This is a genomic window from Leisingera sp. G5_S3_59_S7, assembly GCF_054968485.1.
Genome location: NZ_JBQKUH010000059.1, coordinates 1 through 20,081, shown reverse-complemented (window position 1 = coordinate 20,081; position 20,081 = coordinate 1). Strand labels below are relative to the sequence as shown.

Genomic DNA, 20,081 nt, shown 5'->3' with positions numbered 1-20,081 from the left:
AAACAGAGCGGCATTGCCCGGGGCAGGGGTCCGGGGCAACGCCTGCCGTCAGCTGTAGGCGCCGGCGGAATAGGTGAGCTCATAGCTGTGGCTGTAGAGCTCGAAGATGATCCCGAAAGGGTCTTCCACATAGACCATGCGGTAGGGTTTCTCGCCGGGGAAGTATTCCCGCACCGGCATCCGCTGCTTGCCGCCGGCCGCGACGATCTTTTCCAGCAGCCCCTCGACGTCCGGGTCCTGCACGGCGAAGTGAAAGGTCCCGTGCTTGCGGTACTGGAAGTTGTCCTGCGGCGCCTCGTTGCCGTCAAATTCGAACAGTTCGATGCCGATGCCGTCCGCAGTGGACAGATGCGCGATGCGCAGGCGGGTCCAGCCGGGGCCGAACACGTCGGTGCACATCTGCCCGATGGCGCTGTCGTCTTCGGTCACTTCGCTGGGCTGCATCAGAACGTAAAACCCCATGACGTCCGAATAGAACTTCACGGCCGCGTCAAGGTCCGGCACCGACAGGCCGATGTGGGAGAAAGTTCTGGGTGTGGTGGTCATCTTTGGTCTCCTCATGCTTGGGATGGCAGAAAGGTAGACACTGCACTGCTTTCTGTGAAATTATCATTTTGCATGGAAATGATAATGCCGCGGTATGATTTATGCTGAACGCCATCTGGCTTGAAACCTTCACGACGCTGGCTGAGACCGGCCATTTCACCCGCGCCGCGCAGCGGCTGAACATGACCCAGCCGGGCGTCTCGCAGCACTTGCGCAAGCTGGAGGCGCAGCTGGGGCAGGCGCTGATCGCGCAGGACGGCAAAAGCTTCTCGCTGACCCCCGCGGGGGAGGCGGTGCGGGCGCTGGGACAGGCGCGCCGAGATGAGGAGCACCGTCTGAGAGAGGCCATCGCCACCGACAGCCCCGATGCTGGAGAGGTGCGGATCGCCTGTTCCGGCAGCTTTGCAACGCTGCTGTACCCCCGCATTCTGGAACTGCTGGAGGCGGCGCCGGACCTTGCGGCGCATCTGGAAGCGGCGCCGCAAGCCGCGATCAAACGCGGCCTTCTGGACGGAGCGTTCGATCTGGGCATTCTGGACCACGACCCCGGCCACCCCCGGCTGGAGGCGGAGCATCTGGGAGAGGAAGAACTGTGCCTTGTGCTGCCAAGCCTTGATGCGGGTGCAGAGGTGACTTTCGAGGCTCTGGAGGCACGCGGGTTTGTCGCCCATCCCGATGGCTTTGCCCATGCGGATGAGCTGCTGTCGCAGAATTTCCCGGATGCCTATCGGGGCGCGGACCGGCTGCGCGTGCGGACCTATGTCAACCAGATCGGCCAGATCCTGGACCCGGTTGCGCGCGGCATCGGCTATACGCTGCTGCCGCGCAGCGGGGTTGAGGCCTATGCGCAGCGGGATCTGCTGGCGGTGATCCCGCTGCCCAAACCGCGGCGCCACGGGCTGTGGCTCACCTTCCGCAAGGGGCGCCCGCTGAGCGCCCGGCTGCAGCGCATAAAGCGCCTGGCAAAAGAGGTGGCGGCGGAGCTGGCATAGAGGGACCTGCGCCGCTCATGCCCCGGCGTGCTCTGACCTGAGCCGGGCCAAGCTCCGCTTCTGCTGCCCTTCTGCATCGAAATTGCCGGGGTCGAGCCAGGCCTTGAAAGCCGCCTCCAGCTGCGGCCACTCGCTGTCCAGCACGGAATACCAGGCGGTATCGCGGTTGCGGCCCTTGTAGACGATGGCCTGCCGGAACAGCCCCTCATAGGTGAAGCCAAGCCGTTCCGCCGCGCGGCAGGAGGGGGCGTTCAGGGCGTCGCATTTCCACTCATAGCGGCGGTCACCCAGCTCATCGAACACCCGCGCCATCATCAAATACATCGCCTCGGTCGCCGCCCGTGTCCGCTGCAGCGCCGGGGCAAGGGTGATGCCGCCCACCTCGATCACGCCATGTTCGGGTTGAATGCGCATGTAGCTGGCGATGCCCTCTGCCTTGCCGCTGGCGCCGTTCACGATGGCAAAACAGGGCTGCGCCTCGACGCCACTGGCTTTCGCGGCCCAGGTGTGCAGTTCCTCGTGGGTGGCGAAGGGGCCATAGGGCACATAGGTCCAGATCGCATCCGTGCGGTCCTGCCGGAACGCCGCAAACAGGTCCGCGGTGTGGCGGTCCGCCTCCAGCGGCTCAACCCGGCAATAGCGCCCCTCCATGCCAATGTGGCCGGGATGGCGGGCACCGGTCCAGTGCGGCAGCGGCGCGCCGATGGGCTGGCCGAGGTCGTTGATGTGGTCCGTCATAAGGGCATCCTTTGCAAAGCTCTGCCGCCGTGCCCGCGCACCGCCGCTTTGCCTGGATTTGCCATGCCGCTGGTTTGGGCAAAACGTCCAGTAACGGATAATTTTTCCAGACCAGTCCCGGCTGTCAGCTGCCGTAAACGGCGCCCCAGCGCTCAATCAGCTGCTGCTGCAGCTGCTTGGCGCGCCGGTTCCAGCCGCGGGCGCCCTTGGGCCGTTCGCGCTGGGCGCGCGGAATGCGGGCGCGCGTCTTCAGATCCGCGGTGAAGATGGTGAAGGCGAGTTCGGTCCCGTCGGCCGCGGTCATGAAGCCGCCGAGGCCGGAGACAAAGTTGAGCGTGCCGGTCTTGGCGGCGACCTTGATCGGGTGGCCCTTGACCACGCGACCCTTGGCGTCGCGCAGCCGGAATGGTTTCAGCAGCGGTTTCAGCCGGCCGGAGCGGTAGGCCGCCACCAGCGCGCCGGTGAGGTCTGCCGGGGTCATCCGCGAGTCCTCCCCCAGGCCGGAATGGTCCACCAGCCGGGTGCCGGACATGCCGTATTTTTCTCCCGCCCAGCGGTTCATCTCCGCGGCGGAGGCCTTGAGCGAGGCAGGCCGCCCGCTGCGCGCGGTGCTGGCGGCCATGCCGATCATCTCGGCCATCAGGTTGTTGGAGTATTTCAGCATCGCCTTCAGCATCACGTCCATCGGCGGGCTGTGATGCTGGGCCAGCAGCTGCGCCCGGGGCAGCGATCTGGCGGCTTTCGCCCGGGGCAGGGCGATGCCGTGGGCCCGCGCCAGGGTGCGGAACACGTCGCCCGCATAAGCCCCCGGATTGCGCACCGGCAGCCAGCGCGCGCCGCCCTTGCCCAGGGCCTTGCCGGCCACGGTCCACTGATCTGTTCCGGCCTTCTCCGCATAGGTGTAGACCGGCCCCTTGCGGGAGGCGATCGTCATCTGCGAGGTGGCGACCTCCGGCCGGTATTTCTCAGTCCGGGCGTCCATGGTGATGGTCCAGCCGCTGGCGGCGCGCTTCCACTCGAAATGCACCCGGTTGAAGTTCAGCGCAATGCCGGAGACCGCAGGGGAATAGCCCACGTGGTCGGGCTGCTCCGGGTCGATGGTGCGCACGTGCGGCAGCGCGCCGTCCCAAACCAGGAACCTGCCCCGCACCTCGCGCACACCGGCGTTTTTCAACGCTTTGGCCATCAGCGCCAGGTGGTCGGTGTTCAGCATCGGGTCGCCGCCGCCGGCCAGGATCAGATCGCCGCCCACCACGCCGCCCGCCACGCCGCCGGTGGCGAGGATGCGGGTTTCGAAACGGTGATCCGCCCCCAGCACGTCCAGCGCATAAAGCGCTGTCAGCGCCTTGGCGACGCTGGCCGGCGGCAGCGCTTCGCCGCTGCCCGAGGCTTCCAGCAGCTTACCGGTTTTCACATCCGCCACCGCGCAGACCGCATGGCCCGGCAGTTTGGCCCGCGACAGCAGCGCCTTCAGCCCGTCGGCCCCGGCCGCCAGCGAGCTGACCTTGCGCGAAACAGGGCGCAGGGACACCGCAGGCGCGTTGGCCAGCGCAGAGGAGCCCGCCACTGCGGCAAGCCCGGAAAGAAGGAACGTCCGGCGTGAAGTCATCTTGTTCATTTTTAAGGTGCGGACCCGCTCTTCTTCAATCCCCGTTCCCCGCCGCTGCGCCGCAAGGTCCGGGGTTTTGCCCCATCAAAAGTCCTGCTACCGCTGGCAGCCATGTTTCAGGCAGTCATCCTCATGTTTGCGGCCATGTCAATGATCCCGGCGGGTGATCTGTGCGGGAAGCTGCTGACCGGCAGCGGGCTGGCGACGCCGGCATTTGTGGCCTGGTCGCGGTTTTCGATCGGTGCCGCGCTGATCCTGCCGTTCGTGCCGCGCCGGGCGTTCACGCTGCTGGGCGACTGGCGGCTGTGGATGCGGGCCGGGCTGCTGACCGGGGGCATCTTTTCGATCCAGATGGCGCTGGTGACAGAGCCGCTGGCCAATGTCTTTGCCGCCTTCTTCATCGGGCCGGTGGTCAGCTATGTTCTGTCGGTGCTGCTGCTGCGGGAGCAGGCGACGGTGCTGCGCAGCCTATTGATGGCGCTGGGATTTCTGGGCGTTCTGATGGTGGTGCGGCCGGGGTTCGGCGGCTCGGTCAACCTGCTGTGGGCGGTGCTGGCGGGCTGTTTCTATGGCGGGTTCCTGACCAGTTCGCGCTGGCTGGCGGGGGTGGGCTCGCCGCTGGAGCTGAGCCTGACGCAGCTGCTGCTGTCGGCGTTGCTGATGCTGCCCTTGGGCCTTGCCAGCCTGCCGGAATTCTCGCCCGTCACCGCGGCGCTGACGGTGGGGAGTGCGGCGTTTTCGATGATGGGCAACCTTCTGCTGCTGTTTGCCTACGGCCGGGTGCAGGCGGTCAAGCTGGCGCCGATGGTCTACTTCCAGCTGGTGGCGGCTGTGGGGCTGGGCTGGGCGGTGTTCAGCCAGCTGCCGGATGCCTGGACCTGGGCCGGGCTGGCGGTGGTGCTCAGCGCCGGTCTGGCCTCAGCCCTGCTGCGCCGCTGACCATTCGCCGCGGGCGCGCAAGGCGGTAGAGCTGACATCCACCATCGGCAGGTTGACGAAACACCAGGCCGGGCTGTCCGCCCGCGCCAGCAGCTGGCTTTCGCTGCCTTTCAGCATTGCGTGGCGGTAAATCCGGGCCGCGGGCGAAAACCGGGACGAAATCCGGTCCCCGGGCCGCGCCAGAACCCCCACGGGCACCGTGTCCAGGATCTGCTGCCAGTCTTTCCAGCGGTGGAAATGGGTCAGATTGTCGGCCCCCATCAGCCAGACAAAGCGCACGCCGGGATGGCGGCGGCGCAGGTGGCGCAGGGTCTGGGCGGTGTAGCGGGTGCCCAGCGCGGCCTCGATGCCGGTGATGTGGATGCGCGGGTGCCGGATCAGGTCCTCTGCCGCTGCGATCCGCCGCTCCAGCGGCGCCGGCTGGCGCGCCTTCAGCGGGTTGCCGGGCGACACCAGCCAGAACAGGTGGTCAAGCCCGAAACGCTTGAGCGCGGCATGGGAAATCGCCGCATGGCCGCGGTGCGGCGGATCAAAGGATCCCCCCAGCAGCCCGACACTGTGGCCCGGGCGGATATGCGGCAGCTTGCAAACCATGAGGAGCTTGATGCGCATAAATTTCCGGGGAGTTCAATTGCCGGATGTGCGCAGGGGCCTGCGGCGGGTGGCGGTAAGGCTGGAACCAGCCAGGGCAGCTGGAGTTCGTGGCCCCAAGGTAGTGGTGGAGCTGGGGCGGGACGGGTGCGCGCGAGCGGCGGGCCGGGGTGAGTGCCGCCTGGGTGCGTGAGGCGGCAGCGGGGATGCCAGAGTCATGTTTCCCACTGCTGCGCCAATCCTGTGGCACGCAGGCTGTCTGCCTAGCCGGTGGATTGGGCGATTCCGCCCACCGGTTATTTCAGCAGCCGTGGAATGGCCGTCCGCTTACCCGCCCTACGAAAATTTCTTCTGCGATTTCCCCCGGTACGCCCGTGTCCCGGCCTTGCCCGCCGTTGACCGCCCCCGCGATTTGACGGCGGCCTCGGAGGCCGCCTCCACCGCCGATTGCCGCGCCAGCGGGTCGTTGGAAATGGCGAGGTCCACCGCCTCCAGCCGCTTGATTTCGTCGCGCAGGCGGGCGGCTTCCTCGAACTCCAGGTTCTCTGCCGCCTTGCGCATGTCGTCGCGCAGGCCGTTCAGATGCGCCTCCAGGTTGGCGCCGTGCATCGGCTTGCCGACCGTGGCAGTCACGCGGTTCATGTCCACGTCGCCCTCGTAGAGGCCGGCCAGAACGTCCTCGACGTTTTTCTTGACCGTCTCAGGCGTGATGCCGTGTTCCTCGTTATAGGCGATCTGCTTTTCGCGGCGGCGGTTGGTTTCGCCCAGGGCGCGCTCCATCGAGCCGGTGATCCTGTCGGCGTACATGATGACGCGGCCGTCGGCGTTGCGGGCGGCGCGGCCGATGGTCTGGATCAGCGAGGTCTCGGAGCGCAGAAAACCCTCCTTGTCGGCGTCCAGAATGGCAACCAGGCCGCATTCGGGAATATCCAGCCCCTCGCGCAGGAGGTTAATGCCAATCAGCACGTCAAAGGCGCCGAGGCGCAGGTCGCGCAGGATCTCGATCCGCTCCAGCGTGTCGATGTCGGAGTGCATGTAGCGGACCTTGATGCCCTGTTCGTGCAGGTATTCGGTCAGGTCCTCGGCCATGCGTTTGGTGAGGGTGGTGACCAGGGTGCGGAAGCCGTTGGCGGTGACCTTGCGGATTTCGTCAAGGAGGTCATCGACCTGCATGCCGACGGGGCGGATTTCGACCTCCGGGTCCAAGAGGCCGGTGGGGCGGATCACCTGTTCGGTGAAGACGCCGCCCGCCTGTTCCAGCTCCCACGCGGCCGGGGTGGCGGAGACAAAGACGGATTGCGGGCGCATGGCGTCCCATTCCTCGAACTTCAGCGGGCGGTTGTCCATGCACGACGGCAGGCGGAAGCCGTGTTCGGCCAGGGTGAACTTGCGCCGGTGGTCGCCGCGGTACATGCCGCCGATCTGCGGGACGGAGACGTGGGATTCGTCCGCGAACACGATGGCGTTGTCGGGGATGAATTCAAACAGGGTGGGGGGCGGCTCGCCCGGCGCGCGGCCCGTCAGGTAGCGGGAGTAGTTTTCGATGCCGTTGCAGTGGCCGGTCGCCTCCAGCATTTCAAGGTCGAAGTTGGTGCGCTGCTCCAGCCGCTGCGCCTCCAGCAGTTTGCCGTCGCCGACCAGCTGTTCGAGGCGCTGTTTCAGCTCCTGCTTGATGGAGATGATGGCTTGGTTCAGGGTCGGCTTCGGCGTCACGTAGTGGGAGTTCGCGTAGATGCGGATCTGGTCGAAGGTGCCGGTTTTCTCGCCGGTCAGCGGATCGAATTCGGTGATCGCCTCCAGCTCCTCGCCAAAGAAGGAGAGCTTCCAGGCGCGGTCCTCCAGGTGGGCGGGGAAAATTTCCAGCGTGTCGCCGCGGACCCGGAAGGAGCCGCGCTGGAACGCCTGGTCGTTGCGCTTGTACTGCTGGGCGACCAGATCGGCCATGATCTGGCGCTGGTCGTACATCTCGCCCGCCTTCAGGTCCTGTGTCATGGCGGAGTAGGTTTCGACCGAGCCAATGCCGTAGATGCAGGACACAGATGCGATGATGATCACGTCGTCGCGTTCGAGCAGGGCGCGGGTGGCGGAGTGGCGCATCCGGTCGATCTGCTCGTTAATCTGGCTTTCCTTCTCGATATAGGTGTCGGAGCGCGGCACATAGGCCTCCGGCTGGTAGTAGTCGTAGAAGGAGACGAAGTATTCGACCGAGTTCTCCGGGAAGAAGCCCTTGAATTCGCCGAAGAGCTGAGCCGCCAGCGTCTTGTTGGGGGCAAGGATGATCGCCGGGCGCTGGGTTTCCTCAATCACCTTGGCCATGGTGAAGGTCTTGCCGGTGCCGGTGGCGCCCAAGAGCACTTGGTTGCGTTCGCCCTCCAGCACGCCCTCGGACAATTCCTTGATCGCGGTGGGCTGGTCGCCTGCCGGATCGAAGGTGGTGTTCATGACAAAGCGCCTGCCGCCCTCCAGCTTGGGCCGCTGCTGCGGCGCCCGCTGGGTCATCATCGGCATGGACTTGTCGGAATGGGCATAGGGCATCGGGCGACTCCGTTGGGGACCGCGCTGATTTTGGTCTGTTTTTGTTCTTGTTCAAGGGGGCATTGGGGCCTGTTGCGGCCAAAAGCCTGTGGCGGCGGGGCAAAACCGTTGAAATACGGCGCATTTGCCACCTTGCTGCAGCAGCCTATCCGGCGCATAAATGCGCAGCTTCGAGATTCACAGGTTGAGACACCAGGAGACAGCCCATGCAAGCGCGGATTTACCGGCCGGCACGCAATGCCATGACCTCGGGCATGGCGAAGACGCGGAGATGGGTTCTGGAATTCGCGCCTGCCAGCGCCCGCGAGGTGGATCCGCTGATGGGCTGGACCTCCTCCAGCGACACCCAGAGCCAGGTGCGCTTGCGCTTTGACAGCAAGGAAGCGGCGCTGGAGTATGCCAAGGACCATGGTATCGAGGCGCTGGTGGTTGAGCCCAAGGAGCGCAAACCCAACATCCGCCCGGGCGGCTATGGCGACAATTTCGCCACCAACCGCCGCGGCCCCTGGACCCACTGAGGCCAGCGCTGCACCTCAAGCAGTTGCGTTTGTGTTGGCCGGGCTGCGCTGGTTCCCGGGACTGAGGTCCTTGTCTCTTCGGGGCAGGGGGAGCGCGCGATGTATGAACCCGGATTTTTGCTGAACGGCGATGTGCCGGGCCGTGCCACCATTCTTCTTGCCCACGGCGCAGGGGCGGCGATGGACACGCCGTTTATGACCGTTATCGCAGAGGGGCTTGCCGCTCGCGGGCTGCGGGTTGCCCGCTTTGAGTTTGCTTATATGGCAGAACGGCGCAGCGGCGGGCCGAAACGGCCGCCGCCGAAGGTTGAGCTGCTGCAGGAGGAATTCCGCAGTGCTGCAGACGCGCTCGCGTGCAGCGGCCCGCTGTTCATCGGCGGCAAATCCATGGGCGGCCGGGTTGCCAGCCTGATTGCAGATGATCTTTGGGCGCAGAACCGGGTCCGCGGCATGGTTTGCCTTGGCTACCCGTTCCACCCGCAAGGCAAACCTGAAAAGCTGAGGACCGCGCATCTGGCCGGGCTGAGAACCCCGGCGCTGATCTGCCAGGGCACCCGCGACCCGTTCGGCACCCAGGCAGAGGCCGCGTCTTATGACCTGTCCGATGCGGTCGCGTTTTGCTGGCTGAATGACGGCGACCACGACCTGAAGCCGCGTAAGCGAGTGACCGGCCTGACACAGGACCAGCACCTGGAGACTGCGGCTGAGGAAATTGCCCACTGGGTCAAGGCGGCGGTGTGAGCGCCTGGCAGCGGCCTGCGGGCGCGCGGTTTCACGGCAGCTTGAACAAGGCGGCCTGCTGTTTGCGCATCTCTGAAACCTCGGTCTGCAGCCAGCCGCGCAAGGCCTGATACCCCTCGGTGGCCGCGTTGGCTGGTGTGGTGACCAGCCAGTAGCGGGCGCGGGATTTGACCGGCGCACCGGCCGCCTCCAGAAACCCGGCCTCCAGATCGTGTTCCACCAGCAGGCTGCGGCCGAGGGCAATTCCCATGCCGCTGATGGCGGCCTGAAGGGCCAAGTCGGCGCGGGCAAAGGCGTTGTTCGACCGCTCGAACCCGATGTCCCAGCCGCGGCCGGCAAAATAGGCCTGCCAGCTGAACCCGGTGCCGTCGCTTTCACCGAAACGGTCGACCAACAGGCGCGCTCCGGGCTGCTGGCAATAGTCCTGCAAGGATTGCGGGCCCAGATACCCCGGCCGGCAGACCGGCAGCAGCACGGCCTGCAGCAGCGGCTCGGAATGCAGGCCCGGGTAAGGTCCCATGCCATAGCGGATTGCGGCCTTGGCTTCGCCCGCATGCAGGTCGGCCAGGCGGTCATCCACGTCGACCAGCAGATCCAGGCCGCTGTCCTGCGCGCGCTGCAGGGCGGGCACGATCCACTTCATGGCTACCGACGATGACACCGACAGCCGCAGGCTGCGGCTGGTTTTGAGGTCCTGCAGCCGCAACAGCGCGGCTTGCCAGATCCCGCCGCTTTGCTGCGCCGCGCCGCAGACGATGCGCCCGGCCTCCGTCGGGGTGATCCGGCGGGTGGTGCGGTCGAACAGCGGCATCCCAAGGCCCCCCTCCAGCGCCTTGATCCGGTGACTGACCGCAGATTGCTCTACCCCCAGCCGCTGGGCGGCGCGGGTGAAGTTCTGTTCTTCCGCAATCGCCTCCAGCAGGGGGGCGCTTTGCAGCAGTCTGGGGAGGAGGCTGTCAGGATCATTCATGAATGCTGATCATAGTTATATCAGTATTACAGAAGCAAGAGTTCGATCATGCTGGCATCAGTTCATGAAAAGGAGTTCGCAGCATGACCCGGACCACTACATCTGTCACCGCCCGTATTGTGAACGGGTTTGTCACACGGCGCGACACCGGCGAGCCGGAGCTGCTTGAGGCCGGCCGCGACGGCATGAGCGATGCGGACCTGAGGCGGATCAGCCGCGACGGCGGCGGGCAAGTGCAGGCAACCGGCGGCAATCCAGCCGGGGTTGTTCTGGACGCCGAAGGCCTCAGCGATGCGCAAATGCTTGAGATTGCGCAGAAGGTGGGGCTGTCGGAGACCGCCTTTGTCTCCCGCTCCCGGACCGAAGGGTTCAAGCTGGACTTCTTTACCCCGGCCCGGCGCATCGCCCATTGCGGCCACGCGACCATCGCAACCTTCAGCTATCTGGCCGAACTTGGCCGGGTGGAAGAGGGGGAAACCTCCAAGGAAACCGTGGATGGGCCGCGGAAAATCATCATCCGGGACGGTGCAGCCTATATGGAGCAGCTGGCGCCGCGCTACGAGACGGCCGCCGATTGGGCGGATCGCGCTGTTCAGCTGCAGGATGTTCTCGCTGCGCTTGGCCTGGACGAGGACAGCCTGGACCCGCGCTTTGCGCCGGTGCTTGCAAATACCGGCAACAGTTTTGTGCTGGTGGCGGTCAAGGACGCTTCCGTCCTGGCGGCCATCCGGCCCCGGCAGCCGCAGATCGAGGCGATCAGCGAGGCGCTGGATCTGATCGGGTTCTACGTGTTCACAACAGACCCCGCAGCAACCGCTGCCGATGCTGCAACACGCATGTTTGCGCCGCGCTATGGCATTGCTGAGGAGTCGGCCACCGGCATGGCCGCCGGGCCGCTGGCCTGCGCGCTCTATGACCACCTTGGTGTGCGCAAGCCCAAGCTGATGATCGAGCAGGGCCACTTCATGGTGCCCGCGTCCCCCAGTGAAATCACCGTTGAGCTGGAGCTGGAGGCCGGGCGGATTACCGGCCTGATGGCGGGCGGGTCCGGCGCGGTGATGAAGGAAATGGAGATCAGCCTGCAGGACCGGGCCTGAGGCCGGCGGCGGATGCCTTTCCGGGTTTCATGCGCAGGTTTTCCGGATCGTTGCAGCCTCCCGCAGCGGTCCGGTTCCCCGGCGGATGGGGCTGGGGAATTTTCTTTCCCTGATAGTAAACAGCGGTTAGGGTTCGTGCCAGGCTGGCGCGCTGCGCCGGCTGCTTGCGATGATCCAAGTCAAGATGTTGAGGCCAAATGGCTGAGTCACAGCACCAAAGCAGCCCGGAAGGCGCCTGCGTTCCGGTGACCGGTATCGAGATCAGCCGGGCCAGCCCGGCAGAGCCGGAGGCCGCCGCGATCATCCGGCGGCATCTGTCGGCAATGGCGGCGCAGTCGCCAGAAGAAAGCTGCCATGCGCTGGACAGCAGCGGGCTGGAAGGGCCCGGGGTGCAGTTCTTTCTGGCGCGCAAGGATGGCAAGGCCATTGCTATGGGGGCGCTGAAATCCCTGGGCGGCGGCGCGCGGGAGCTGAAATCCATGCACACGCTGGCAGAAGCCCGCGGCAGCGGGGCAGGGCGGGCGATGCTGGATTACCTGCTGACCCTGGCCCGCCGCGAAAACGCCACCGGCATCTATCTGGAAACCGGCTCCACGGACGATTACCTGCCGTCGCGCCGGTTGTATGAATCCTTTGGATTTGTGCAGTGCGGACCGTTTGCGGACTACGGCGAGGATCCTTGGTCGGTCTTTATGCACCTGGACCTGCGCGCCGCGGCTTGACCCCCGGCATGAGCCTGTCATAACTGGCGCCACGCGGTCCCTTAGCTCAACTGGATAGAGCAGCTGACTTCTAATCAGCAGGTTGAGGGTTCGAGTCCTTCAGGGATCGCCATACCTCATCCAGTGTCCTTGTGCCTGCGGCTTTTCTTGCCGCGCGGGCACAGGATGGAGAGTAGGACCGCTGCCCATAGACTGAGCGCGGCAGGAAGCAGTTTTGCGGTCCGGCCAAGGTCTGTGCGGACATGCCTGCAACGGCGCAGGTGTTCCTAGCTGCGCGAGGTGCGGCTGGAGGCCGGACATGGCCACCGCCTGGAAACAGCAACTCCTGCCGCGCGATTTCATCAGTGCGGGCCCGCCGCTTGCTGGTTCAGCCGGAGTTTCACTTTTTGAACATATGGGCCAGAGGCCGCTGGTCCGCGGAGGCGCAGCCGTGTTGCCAGGCTGCGCCATAAAGCAGACTGGCTGAGGTTTCTGTTTCAGTTTTTTAAATTGTTCTCAACATTCGCTTCTCAGGATGCAAGGCCAGCTCTAGTCTGCCGGGACGGCCGCAGCGAATTGCCTAAATACAATAATACGGACGTTAAATGACAAAGCAGCGTGTCACTCGAAGATATCTCCGGCTGCGCAGCGGAATCGCCCTGGCGATTTTGCTGGCCGCCGCAGTGGCAGCCTTCTGCGTCACCCTCTCCGGGCAGAGCAGTGTGGCCCGGCGGGCGGAAAACACCAGGGTGCTGGACCAGATCCTGGTCTCTCTGGCTGAGCTGACGCTGGCGTTTGATGAGTTGAAGAACGACCCTGGAAGCCAGAAGGCGCTGATTGCGCGCGGGCGCATCCGGCGAAGCGCCGGGCCCGCAGCTGACGCGCTGGCTGAACTCACCGGCCCTGACGCGTTGGGGGCCTTTTCGCCGCAGGCGCAGGAGATCCTGTCCCAGCCGACGCTGAACCCGGTATCTGAGCTTAGGGATATCGTGTTTCTGGCCGGGCTTCTGACCGGACCGGCCGGGACCCGGCAGGCCGGAGCCGATGCCAAGGCCGCGGCCTTGGCCGCGAATCTTTCCAGGCGGCTGCTGCCGGTGCTGATGGAGGCCAAGGAGGCCGAGGTGCGGACCGGCCGGATTGCTGCGGAAACGCAGCTGACCTATGCGCTAGCGGCCGTGCTGATCGGGGCTATCGGCGTCTTTGTCGCTGCCCGGTTCGTGCATATGCCGATGGAGCGCTTCATCATCAGCGCGCAGTCGGAGATCGAGGCAAGCCAGCGCAAGGCAGAGGCCGCGTCGGAGGCGAAGTCCGTATTTCTGGCGACGATGAGCCACGAGATCCGGACGCCGCTGAACGGTGTGCTGGGCCTGGCGGAGCTGCTGAACGATACCGAGCTTGATGACAAGCAGCGCCATATGATCCGCATGATGATCGTCAGCGGAAACTCCCTGCTGAGCATCATCAACGACGTTCTGGACTTGTCCAAGGCCGAGGCCGGCAAGCTGGAGATGGAGGCCGAGGCGTTCAATGTCCGGGTGCTGTGCCTGGAGGTCATTGACCTGTTTTCCGCGCGGGCCCAAAGCGCGAATATCGACCTGAGACTGAGTGAAGGTTCCGGGAGCGGCAATTGGCATGTGCTGGGGTACGGCACCGCGGTCCGGCAGATTGTTGTCAATCTCATCAGCAATGCATTGAAATTCACCGGGAACGGTTCGGTTGAGGTCAAGCTGCAGGAGCTGCCATCGGCGCAGGACGGCACGCGGACGATCCGGATTGCCGTGAAGGACACCGGGATCGGCGTTCCGCCGGAAGCCCAGGAACGGATTTTCGAGCAGTTCGCACAGGCCGATGCAACCACGACCACGCGGTTTGGCGGAACAGGTCTGGGCCTTGCCATTGTAAAGAACCTGACCAAGGCGGTCGGCGGCACGATTTCGCTGCGAAGCACAGAGGGCGAAGGGTCGGAATTCACCGTGGAGTTCCCGGTTGAAGCCGTTCCGCCCCCCGTTGAAGTTCCCCAGCCCGGACCGGTCGGGGCCGCTTTCAGCAAAAAGGTCCTGGTCGCCGACGACAACCGGGTGAATCAGATGGTCGCGGGCAAGATGCTGGAGCGTTTGGGCTGCACCGTGATGACTGCAGGCGACGGGGTTGAAGCCGTCGGGCTGGCGCGCAGCTGGGAGCCCGATCTGGTGCTTATGGACGTGCGGATGCCGGAAATGGACGGGCTTGATGCCACCCGGGCGATCAGGGCGAAGGAGCGGGAGCTGGGTCTGCCGCCGGTGCCGGTCATCGGTTTGTCGGCCAACGCGATGAGCGAACAGCGTGCCGAGGGCCTGGCCGCGGGCATGGACGACTATCTTGCAAAACCGGTCAACAAAGCGGCGCTTGCCTCTGCCCTGACCCGCCTGTGGCCGGAAGAGGCCCGCGCAAAAACTGAAGGAAGCTCAAAATGCGCCTGACGACGATCGCAGCAGCCCTGGCTGCTGCGGCTGCGATGGCTGTTCCCGCCGCAGCCGAGCCCGGCCGGATCTTGCTGTACAACTGGAGCGGCTACATCGCCCCGGAAACCGTTGCGGGTTTCCAGGAAGCCACTGGCACCAGGCTTGTCCTGGATACCTACGGCGAAGCCGATGAGGCCGAGGCGCGGCTGCTTGCCCGCGGCACCGGTTACGGCCTGGCGGTGGTGTCCTCGGAAACCGTCGGCCGGCTGGTGGAGGCGGGCGCGATCCAGCAGATCGGCGTGTCGGGCATCCCGAACGCGGCGGCCATCGACCAGCAGCTGCTGCAGCTGTACCTGGACGCCACGCCGCGGGCAGAAGGCTATGCCCTGCCGTATCTTTGGGGCACCACCGGCATCGCCTACGACCGCAGCGCGGTGCTGGAGCGCCTTCCGGACGCGCCGCTTGACAGCTGGGCGCTGGTGTTCGACCCCGCCAACGCCAGCAAGCTTGCGGACTGCGGCATTACGATCGTCGATTCCGTTGAGGAGGTTGTGGCGGCCGCGCTGGTCTATCTCGGCTTGGATCCGCAATCGCGGTCAGAGCAGGATCTGGAGGCGGCCTTTGAGGTGCTGTCCGCTATCGCCCCATATGTCCGGTCGTTTGATGTGGATCAGTATGACGCGCTGCTGGGCGGCGAAGTCTGCCTGGCAGTTACCTGGAGCACCGACGGGCTGGCGCCGCTGCTGGAGCAGGGAACGGACCGGTATCATTATGTGATGCCCCGGGAGGGCACCAATCTGTGGGCCGACCTTTTTGTTATCCCAAGCGATGCCGGCGATCTTGAGGCCTCGCATCAGCTGGTGGATTTCTTGCTCCGGCCGGACACAATGGCGCAAGCGGCGCTGTTTACCAATGCCGTCAGCAGCATCACGTCCACGCGCGCCGAAGCCGGCAGCCCTGGCCGTGAGATCCCTGCCGTCACGCTGCCGCCAGAGGTCCGCGGCAGGCTCTATCTCGTCACCCCCCGCAGCGGGGAGGAGAAGCGCTTTCTGGATCGCCGCTGGAGACGGCTGCAGATCGGGATGTAACTGCATCAGGCGGCAGGGCGGCTTTCACCGCCGCTTTGGCTGTCCGGTGAAAGCGCGCAAAGGCTCCCGTTTCCGGAGGCCGCTTGGCGCGCGGCGCCGGCTGCGATGACGCGGCTTTGGCTCAGGCCGGGGAAAGACCGCAAAGGCCGGGCAAACGGCCGGGGTGTCAGGTGTGCGCAGCGGGAAATTCGACGATCCGCCAATAGCGGCCGATCATTCCAACAAGCTGCAGAAAATCGCGCCCGGCCGTTTCCTTGACGATATAACCCGCAGCATTCAGGCCATAGGCCGCGTCGATATCCTGGTCATGGCTGGAAGTGGTGAGGAAAAAAACCACTGTGCTGCTGAGCTCGGGATCCTCTCGCATTTCCCGGACAAGTTCGATCCCGTTCATGCGGGGCATGTTAATATCTGCCAGCAGCACAAACGGCGCCTTGATCCGCTCTTTGCCGCCTGTTCCCCGCAAATAGTCCAGAGCCTCGACGCCATCGACCGCCCGGGTGATACCATTGGCGACCCGTGCCTTGCGGAAGGCCCGCAGGACCGCTTTGGCATCGCCGTCGTCATCTTCGGCCAGAAGCACCTTCAAGTCCCCGTGGGGGCGGGCTCGGCTATCGCGGGTTTCCATCTCAAGCACCTCCCTGCGGAACCTCCTGCTGCTTGGGCCAAGTGAAGCTGAATGCGCAGCCTTCTCCGGGAGACGACCGGACCGAGATCGTGCCGCCTGCGCGCTCCAGGTGCTTCTTGATGATCGACAGGCCGATGCCGCTGCCCTCGACCTCGTCGCGCGATTTCAGGGTCTGGAACATCTTGAAAATCTGGTCGTGGAATTCGGGGGCTATGCCGGGGCCGTCATCAGCGACCGAAAACAAGTAGTGATCCCCGGCGTCCTCCACACTTATGTCGACCGTGCCGCCGCCGCGATCATTGTGCTTGATCGCGTTGGAAATCAGGTTTGCGAATATCTGTTTCAGCGGCATGTTCGGCAATTGGATGGCGCCGAAGCCGGGGGCGGTATTTATGGTGAACCCCTCCGGCTGGTCGATCAGCATCAGAGCTTCGCGCATCAGTTCATTGCCTGGCATGGTTTGCTTGTATCTGCTGTCCTGCTTCCGGCCGGCCCGGGAATATTCGAGGAGGTCATCCAGCAGCCGTTCCATCCGCGCCACACGCGAGCGGAGCAGTTCCAGATTTTCGCGGCTGTCCTCATCCAGCTCTTCTGCCAGGTCTTCCTCCAGCCAGCTGGAGGCGTTGGCGATAACCCGGAGCGGTGCCCGCAGATCGTGGGAGGCGACATAGGCAAAATCATCCAGGTCCCGGTTTGACCGGGCCAGTTCCTCCATGATGCGCTCCCGTTCCGCTTCAGTGCGCTTTTGTTCGGAGATGTCGCGGACAATGCCGCAGAACAGTACGTGATCTTCGACCCGGACCTTGCTGACCGAAAGGTGCAGCGGAAAGGTGCTGCCGTCCTTGCGCTGTCCGCGCACTTCGCGGCCTTTCCCTATAATCCTTCTCTGGCCGGTACTGTGATAATTATGGAGATATCCGTCATGCGCCGAACGGTCGGGTTCGGGCATCAGAATTCTGACATTCCGGCCAATGGTCTCCTCGGGGCCGTAGCCAAATATGTCTTTGCAGGCACGATTGTAGCTCAGGATGGTGCCCTGCGGATCAATGTTGATCAGGCCTGCGATGCTGTTGTCCTGAATCGCCGCCAGCTCATTCTGTTTCTGTTCGAGCGATGCCTGGATGGATTTCTGCCGGTAGACAACGAAGGCCAAGGCCCACAGGGCGATTACTGTCAGAATCCTGTTGGTCAGCACAATCCATTCATCGATTCCGGCACGGGGAAACAGCAGGTACCCAAGAACCGTGAGCGCGGTTCCGGCCGCGGCATAGGTGTAGGCCTTGGCGGGCTTGCCAGCCCAGACGGCGCAAAGGACAACAGCGGTGTATATCAGGCCTGCCGCCACCCCGAGCGGTGTCAGGTAGTCGAACACAAAGCCTGCGGCGACAAGCAGGGCTGCAGTGAGTTGCGCCCGGGTCTCAACGCTGCTGCGGCAACGCGGGGGCTGGTCTGCTTCAAAGTGCCTGGCAAGGGTGCTGGCAAGGGTCATGTCTGTCGCTTCCCGTTTTTCCGGGCGTCGGGCCGGCGGCCAAATCGCAGGGCAACGTGGTGCCGCATACCGGAGCGCAGCCGCGGAGCCGCTTGATCAGGCCAGGCTCATGGTACAGCCTCCCGGGAGGCCTCTCAACACAATTGCAACTAAAAGTTGTTTCTTCGTTAAACCGCCGGGCTTTTGCCGCTCATGGCCAGGGCGCGCCACTGCCCGCTGCGCCGCAGGCTGGTTGGCGGTGTTAAGAGATTTCTGTCGAAATCGCGCTACTCCGTTCGCGAACACAAAGAATCAGGAATGCGCGGAGAAGTTTTTTGTTTTTCAAATTCAAGGCAGCACAGCCGGCGGAGCAGGATAACGGTGCCAGGCTCATTGCAGACATGGTCGACGCCACTCAAGCCACGGTTCAGTTCACGCCGGATGGCACCATTCTGACGGCAAACGGCAATTTCCTGGCCGCGCTAGGCTACCAGCTGGAAGAGATCACGGGGCAGCATCACGCCATGTTCGTGGCACCGGAGCTTGCCGCCAGCACGGACTACAAGGATTTCTGGGCGGGCCTGGCGTCGGGTAAGGTTTTCACCGGGCAGTTCCCGCGCGTGACCAAGGATGGCACCACCCTTTGGGTCCAGGCCACCTATGCGCCTGTCACCGGAGATGGCGGCGCTGTTGAGCGTGTGGTCACAGTGGCCACCGACGTGACAGAGCGGCGCCTCGGCCTGCAGGAAATCGCCCGGGGGCTGGAGGCGATGAGCCAGGGCGACCTGGGGGTCCGGGTGGCGCTGTCGGAGCAGGCGGACATCGCGGCGCTGGGCGAGGCGTTCAACCAGTCGGCCCAACAGCTGGAAACCGCAATCGGGTCCGTGACGCAGGTGTCTGAGGCCGTGGAGCGCACCGCGGAAGAGATTTCCCGATCGGCCGGCGATCTGTCTCAGCGCACCGAGAGCCAGGCGGCAACCCTGGAGCAAACCGCCGCCGCCATCGAGGAGCTGACCGGCACAGTGCATTCCTCCGCAGAAGGCGCGGAAAAGGTGGAGGTCATCGTGAGCGACGCCAAGACCGCAGCAGAGCGCAGCGGCCGGGTGGTGACGGACGCCGTCGCGGCGATGTCGCAGATTGAGGCGTCGTCCGAGGAAATCGCCAAGATCATCGGGATGATCGACGATATCGCCTTTCAGACCAACCTGCTGGCCTTGAATGCCGGGGTGGAGGCGGCCCGGGCCGGCGAGGCAGGGCGCGGCTTTGCCGTTGTCGCCTCGGAAGTGCGGGCGCTGGCACAGCGCTCCGCGGGGGCAGCCGGCGAGATCAAGCAGCTGATCAGCCAGAGCAAGCAGCAGGTGGCCGGCGGTGTGGACCTGGTTGGAAAGACCGGCGAAGAGTTGCAGCAGATCATCGAAAGCGTCGGCAATATCTCGGCCCACATCAGCGGCATTGCGGCGGGGGCCAAGGAACAGGCAGCATCGCTGAGCGAAATCAATCTGGGTGTCTCGCAGCTGGATCAGGTGACCCAGCAAAATGCCGCAATGGTGGAGCAGGCCTCTGCGGCCAGCCGCCTGTTGTCTTCCGATGCCAGCCAGCTGACGCAGGAGGTCTCCAAGTTCAGGGCGGCCGCAAGCCCGGCTCCGGCGCAGCGTCCGGTCCAGCGGGCGCCTGTTACCGGGTTTCAGGACCGGGTGGCCCCGGCGGCTTCACCCGCTGCTGCGCAGGTGCTGCCGGCCGCCCAGGGCTGGGACGATTTCTGAGATGTCCAACGGGCGCCGCTCCGTTGCGGCGTAGTCCCGGGGGGGCTGTAAACTGGCCCCGCCGGGGCCGCCTGCGGGGCCATATTCGATAATGCGGTGCCGCTCCGCCCCGGGGCACGGCCCGCTGAGGTCTACGAGGGGGAAGGGCGGGGCTACGGCGGCAGCGTCACACCTCCACTATATATATATGAGTGCGGATTTGAGAGTGCGGGGACCGCAGAGCGGTTTCCCGGCCCAGCCGCTCCTTGCCAGGTTTACGGAGGAGGGCCGGAGACGCCGGCCCGGCGGCCGGGCTGATCAGCAAGGTGGAGGTCTGTGCGCTCCCCGGTCTCTGCGCGCGCCGCGCAGGCATAAAGGAACGCTCCTGTCATATGAGGCCATTGGCGTGCATGCCTTGTTCAGCTCTCCGGCGGCTTCTGCGGGGCGGGCTGCGCGGAATCAGCAAGGTTGCGGTTCTGGTTGCGGAGTAGATTCGACTCGCCTCTCCTGCTCGGCTTGTGTGCTTCAAGTCTCGGCCCCCAACATCTGGTAGCGCCTTGCAACACGAGTCCCAAACTCACCTTTCCCTAATCTTTGAACGTTTGGATCTGCGGACTGAAGTCGCAGGAAAATCGCGTGCAACATATTGATTTTACTTAATTTCATAGTGGTGAGACCGAAAATTCGCCAAAACGTCAAAAAAGGGGTTGCGACTCCCTGCTGCTCACCATAGAACA

The 20,081-nt window shown here is 64.7% G+C and carries 18 protein-coding genes and 1 tRNA gene; 10 read left to right on the top strand and 9 right to left on the bottom strand.

Features of this window, described 5'->3' with window-relative positions:
* Positions 1-48: 48 nt before the first annotated feature.
* Positions 49-546 carry a lactoylglutathione lyase family protein gene (locus ACTRWG_RS19210; RefSeq protein ID WP_027236453.1) on the bottom strand — a complete coding sequence of 166 codons (498 nt, stop codon included), beginning with the start codon at positions 544-546 and terminating at the stop codon, positions 49-51.
* A 101-nt stretch (positions 547-647) separates the two neighbouring features.
* On the opposite strand from ACTRWG_RS19210, the gene ACTRWG_RS19205 reads away from it, so the two are divergent.
* The gene (locus ACTRWG_RS19205; protein WP_027236454.1) at positions 648-1,538 is read left to right on the top strand and encodes a LysR family transcriptional regulator; all 891 of its coding nucleotides are present in this window, start codon (positions 648-650) and stop codon (positions 1,536-1,538) included.
* 15 nt (positions 1,539-1,553) lie between these two features.
* Here ACTRWG_RS19205 and ACTRWG_RS19200 read toward each other — a convergent pair whose 3' ends face one another.
* Together ACTRWG_RS19200 and dacB are read right to left on the bottom strand one after the other, a co-directional pair.
* A complete protein-coding gene (locus ACTRWG_RS19200) occupies positions 1,554-2,276 on the bottom strand; it encodes a GNAT family N-acetyltransferase (RefSeq protein WP_027236455.1) in 723 nt (240 codons plus the stop codon).
* Between the two features lie 124 nt (positions 2,277-2,400).
* Positions 2,401-3,885 carry a D-alanyl-D-alanine carboxypeptidase/D-alanyl-D-alanine endopeptidase gene (gene dacB, locus ACTRWG_RS19195; protein ID WP_027236456.1) on the bottom strand — a complete coding sequence of 495 codons (1,485 nt, stop codon included), beginning with the start codon at positions 3,883-3,885 and terminating at the stop codon, positions 2,401-2,403.
* Between the two features lie 111 nt (positions 3,886-3,996).
* Between dacB and ACTRWG_RS19190 the strand changes: the two genes are divergently transcribed.
* On the top strand, positions 3,997-4,824 hold the full coding sequence (locus ACTRWG_RS19190; protein WP_027236457.1) for a DMT family transporter: 828 nt from the start codon (positions 3,997-3,999) through the stop codon (positions 4,822-4,824).
* Here the strand turns inward: ACTRWG_RS19190 and ACTRWG_RS19185 are convergent.
* On the bottom strand, positions 4,804-5,436 hold the full coding sequence (locus ACTRWG_RS19185; RefSeq protein WP_084299567.1) for a nicotinate-nucleotide adenylyltransferase: 633 nt from the start codon (positions 5,434-5,436) through the stop codon (positions 4,804-4,806). The genes ACTRWG_RS19190 and ACTRWG_RS19185 overlap by 21 nt on opposite strands.
* A gap of 315 nt (positions 5,437-5,751) precedes the next feature.
* Positions 5,752-7,950 carry an excinuclease ABC subunit UvrB gene (uvrB, locus tag ACTRWG_RS19180; RefSeq protein WP_027236459.1) on the bottom strand — a complete coding sequence of 733 codons (2,199 nt, stop codon included), beginning with the start codon at positions 7,948-7,950 and terminating at the stop codon, positions 5,752-5,754.
* 206 nt (positions 7,951-8,156) lie between these two features.
* On the opposite strand from uvrB, the gene ACTRWG_RS19175 reads away from it, so the two are divergent.
* Both ACTRWG_RS19175 and ACTRWG_RS19170 read left to right on the top strand, forming a co-directional pair.
* Positions 8,157-8,468, top strand: a complete 312-nt coding sequence (locus tag ACTRWG_RS19175; protein ID WP_027236460.1) for an ETC complex I subunit — start codon at positions 8,157-8,159, stop codon at positions 8,466-8,468.
* A gap of 99 nt (positions 8,469-8,567) precedes the next feature.
* Positions 8,568-9,209, top strand: a complete 642-nt coding sequence (locus ACTRWG_RS19170; RefSeq protein WP_027236461.1) for an alpha/beta family hydrolase — start codon at positions 8,568-8,570, stop codon at positions 9,207-9,209.
* 31 nt (positions 9,210-9,240) lie between these two features.
* Here the strand turns inward: ACTRWG_RS19170 and ACTRWG_RS19165 are convergent, their stop codons facing one another.
* On the bottom strand, positions 9,241-10,179 hold the full coding sequence (locus tag ACTRWG_RS19165) for a LysR family transcriptional regulator (protein WP_051357797.1): 939 nt from the start codon (positions 10,177-10,179) through the stop codon (positions 9,241-9,243).
* Positions 10,180-10,262: 83 nt separating this feature from the next.
* Between ACTRWG_RS19165 and ACTRWG_RS19160 the strand changes: the two genes are divergently transcribed.
* From ACTRWG_RS19160 to ACTRWG_RS19140, 5 genes are all read left to right on the top strand, one after another.
* Positions 10,263-11,276: a PhzF family phenazine biosynthesis protein gene (locus tag ACTRWG_RS19160; RefSeq protein WP_027236462.1), complete on the top strand. Its 1,014-nt coding sequence runs from the start codon at positions 10,263-10,265 to the stop codon at positions 11,274-11,276.
* A gap of 197 nt (positions 11,277-11,473) precedes the next feature.
* Entirely contained in the window at positions 11,474-11,998 is a 525-nt protein-coding gene (locus tag ACTRWG_RS19155) for a GNAT family N-acetyltransferase (RefSeq protein ID WP_051357798.1), read from the top strand.
* 35 nt (positions 11,999-12,033) lie between these two features.
* Positions 12,034-12,110 (top strand) — tRNA-Arg (locus ACTRWG_RS19150).
* Positions 12,111-12,582: 472 nt separating this feature from the next.
* Complete coding sequence (locus ACTRWG_RS19145) at positions 12,583-14,436, top strand: ATP-binding protein (RefSeq protein ID WP_084299575.1); 1,854 nt, start codon at positions 12,583-12,585, stop codon at positions 14,434-14,436.
* Positions 14,427-15,506 carry a polyamine ABC transporter substrate-binding protein gene (locus ACTRWG_RS19140; RefSeq protein WP_462829800.1) on the top strand — a complete coding sequence of 360 codons (1,080 nt, stop codon included), beginning with the start codon at positions 14,427-14,429 and terminating at the stop codon, positions 15,504-15,506. The genes ACTRWG_RS19145 and ACTRWG_RS19140 overlap by 10 nt, the downstream gene beginning before the upstream one ends.
* 166 nt (positions 15,507-15,672) lie before the next feature.
* Here ACTRWG_RS19140 and ACTRWG_RS19135 read toward each other — a convergent pair whose 3' ends face one another.
* Together ACTRWG_RS19135 and ACTRWG_RS19130 are read right to left on the bottom strand one after the other, a co-directional pair.
* Positions 15,673-16,134 (bottom strand): response regulator, encoded by a 462-nt coding sequence (locus ACTRWG_RS19135; RefSeq protein WP_027236470.1) that lies wholly within the window; start codon positions 16,132-16,134, stop codon positions 15,673-15,675.
* Position 16,135: 1 nt separating this feature from the next.
* Positions 16,136-17,623 carry a sensor histidine kinase gene (locus tag ACTRWG_RS19130; RefSeq protein ID WP_462829799.1) on the bottom strand — a complete coding sequence of 496 codons (1,488 nt, stop codon included), beginning with the start codon at positions 17,621-17,623 and terminating at the stop codon, positions 16,136-16,138.
* Between the two features lie 314 nt (positions 17,624-17,937).
* On the opposite strand from ACTRWG_RS19130, the gene ACTRWG_RS19125 reads away from it, so the two are divergent.
* On the top strand, positions 17,938-19,365 hold the full coding sequence (locus tag ACTRWG_RS19125) for a methyl-accepting chemotaxis protein (protein WP_027236472.1): 1,428 nt from the start codon (positions 17,938-17,940) through the stop codon (positions 19,363-19,365).
* A 504-nt stretch (positions 19,366-19,869) separates the two neighbouring features.
* On the opposite strand, the gene ACTRWG_RS19120 is transcribed toward ACTRWG_RS19125, so the two are convergent.
* Positions 19,870-20,081 (bottom strand): hypothetical protein (locus ACTRWG_RS19120; RefSeq protein WP_462829798.1); only part of this gene is annotated, 212 nt, incomplete at its 5' end.

What these genes read in the sequence shown, in the direction of transcription:
- ACTRWG_RS19210 (WP_027236453.1), bottom strand. Translation starts at nt 546, where the DNA reads ATGACCACCACACCCAGAACTTTCTCCCACATCGGCCTGTCGGTGCCG.
- ACTRWG_RS19205 (WP_027236454.1), top strand. Translation starts at nt 648, where the DNA reads ATGCTGAACGCCATCTGGCTTGAAACCTTCACGACGCTGGCTGAGACC.
- ACTRWG_RS19200 (WP_027236455.1), bottom strand. Translation starts at nt 2,276, where the DNA reads ATGACGGACCACATCAACGACCTCGGCCAGCCCATCGGCGCGCCGCTG.
- dacB (WP_027236456.1), bottom strand. Translation starts at nt 3,885, where the DNA reads ATGACTTCACGCCGGACGTTCCTTCTTTCCGGGCTTGCCGCAGTGGCG.
- ACTRWG_RS19190 (WP_027236457.1), top strand. Translation starts at nt 3,997, where the DNA reads ATGTTTCAGGCAGTCATCCTCATGTTTGCGGCCATGTCAATGATCCCG.
- ACTRWG_RS19185 (WP_084299567.1), bottom strand. Translation starts at nt 5,436, where the DNA reads ATGCGCATCAAGCTCCTCATGGTTTGCAAGCTGCCGCATATCCGCCCG.
- uvrB (WP_027236459.1), bottom strand. Translation starts at nt 7,950, where the DNA reads ATGCCCTATGCCCATTCCGACAAGTCCATGCCGATGATGACCCAGCGG.
- ACTRWG_RS19175 (WP_027236460.1), top strand. Translation starts at nt 8,157, where the DNA reads ATGCAAGCGCGGATTTACCGGCCGGCACGCAATGCCATGACCTCGGGC.
- ACTRWG_RS19170 (WP_027236461.1), top strand. Translation starts at nt 8,568, where the DNA reads ATGTATGAACCCGGATTTTTGCTGAACGGCGATGTGCCGGGCCGTGCC.
- ACTRWG_RS19165 (WP_051357797.1), bottom strand. Translation starts at nt 10,179, where the DNA reads ATGAATGATCCTGACAGCCTCCTCCCCAGACTGCTGCAAAGCGCCCCC.
- ACTRWG_RS19160 (WP_027236462.1), top strand. Translation starts at nt 10,263, where the DNA reads ATGACCCGGACCACTACATCTGTCACCGCCCGTATTGTGAACGGGTTT.
- ACTRWG_RS19155 (WP_051357798.1), top strand. Translation starts at nt 11,474, where the DNA reads ATGGCTGAGTCACAGCACCAAAGCAGCCCGGAAGGCGCCTGCGTTCCG.
- ACTRWG_RS19145 (WP_084299575.1), top strand. Translation starts at nt 12,583, where the DNA reads ATGACAAAGCAGCGTGTCACTCGAAGATATCTCCGGCTGCGCAGCGGA.
- ACTRWG_RS19140 (WP_462829800.1), top strand. Translation starts at nt 14,427, where the DNA reads ATGCGCCTGACGACGATCGCAGCAGCCCTGGCTGCTGCGGCTGCGATG.
- ACTRWG_RS19135 (WP_027236470.1), bottom strand. Translation starts at nt 16,134, where the DNA reads ATGGAAACCCGCGATAGCCGAGCCCGCCCCCACGGGGACTTGAAGGTG.
- ACTRWG_RS19130 (WP_462829799.1), bottom strand. Translation starts at nt 17,623, where the DNA reads ATGACCCTTGCCAGCACCCTTGCCAGGCACTTTGAAGCAGACCAGCCC.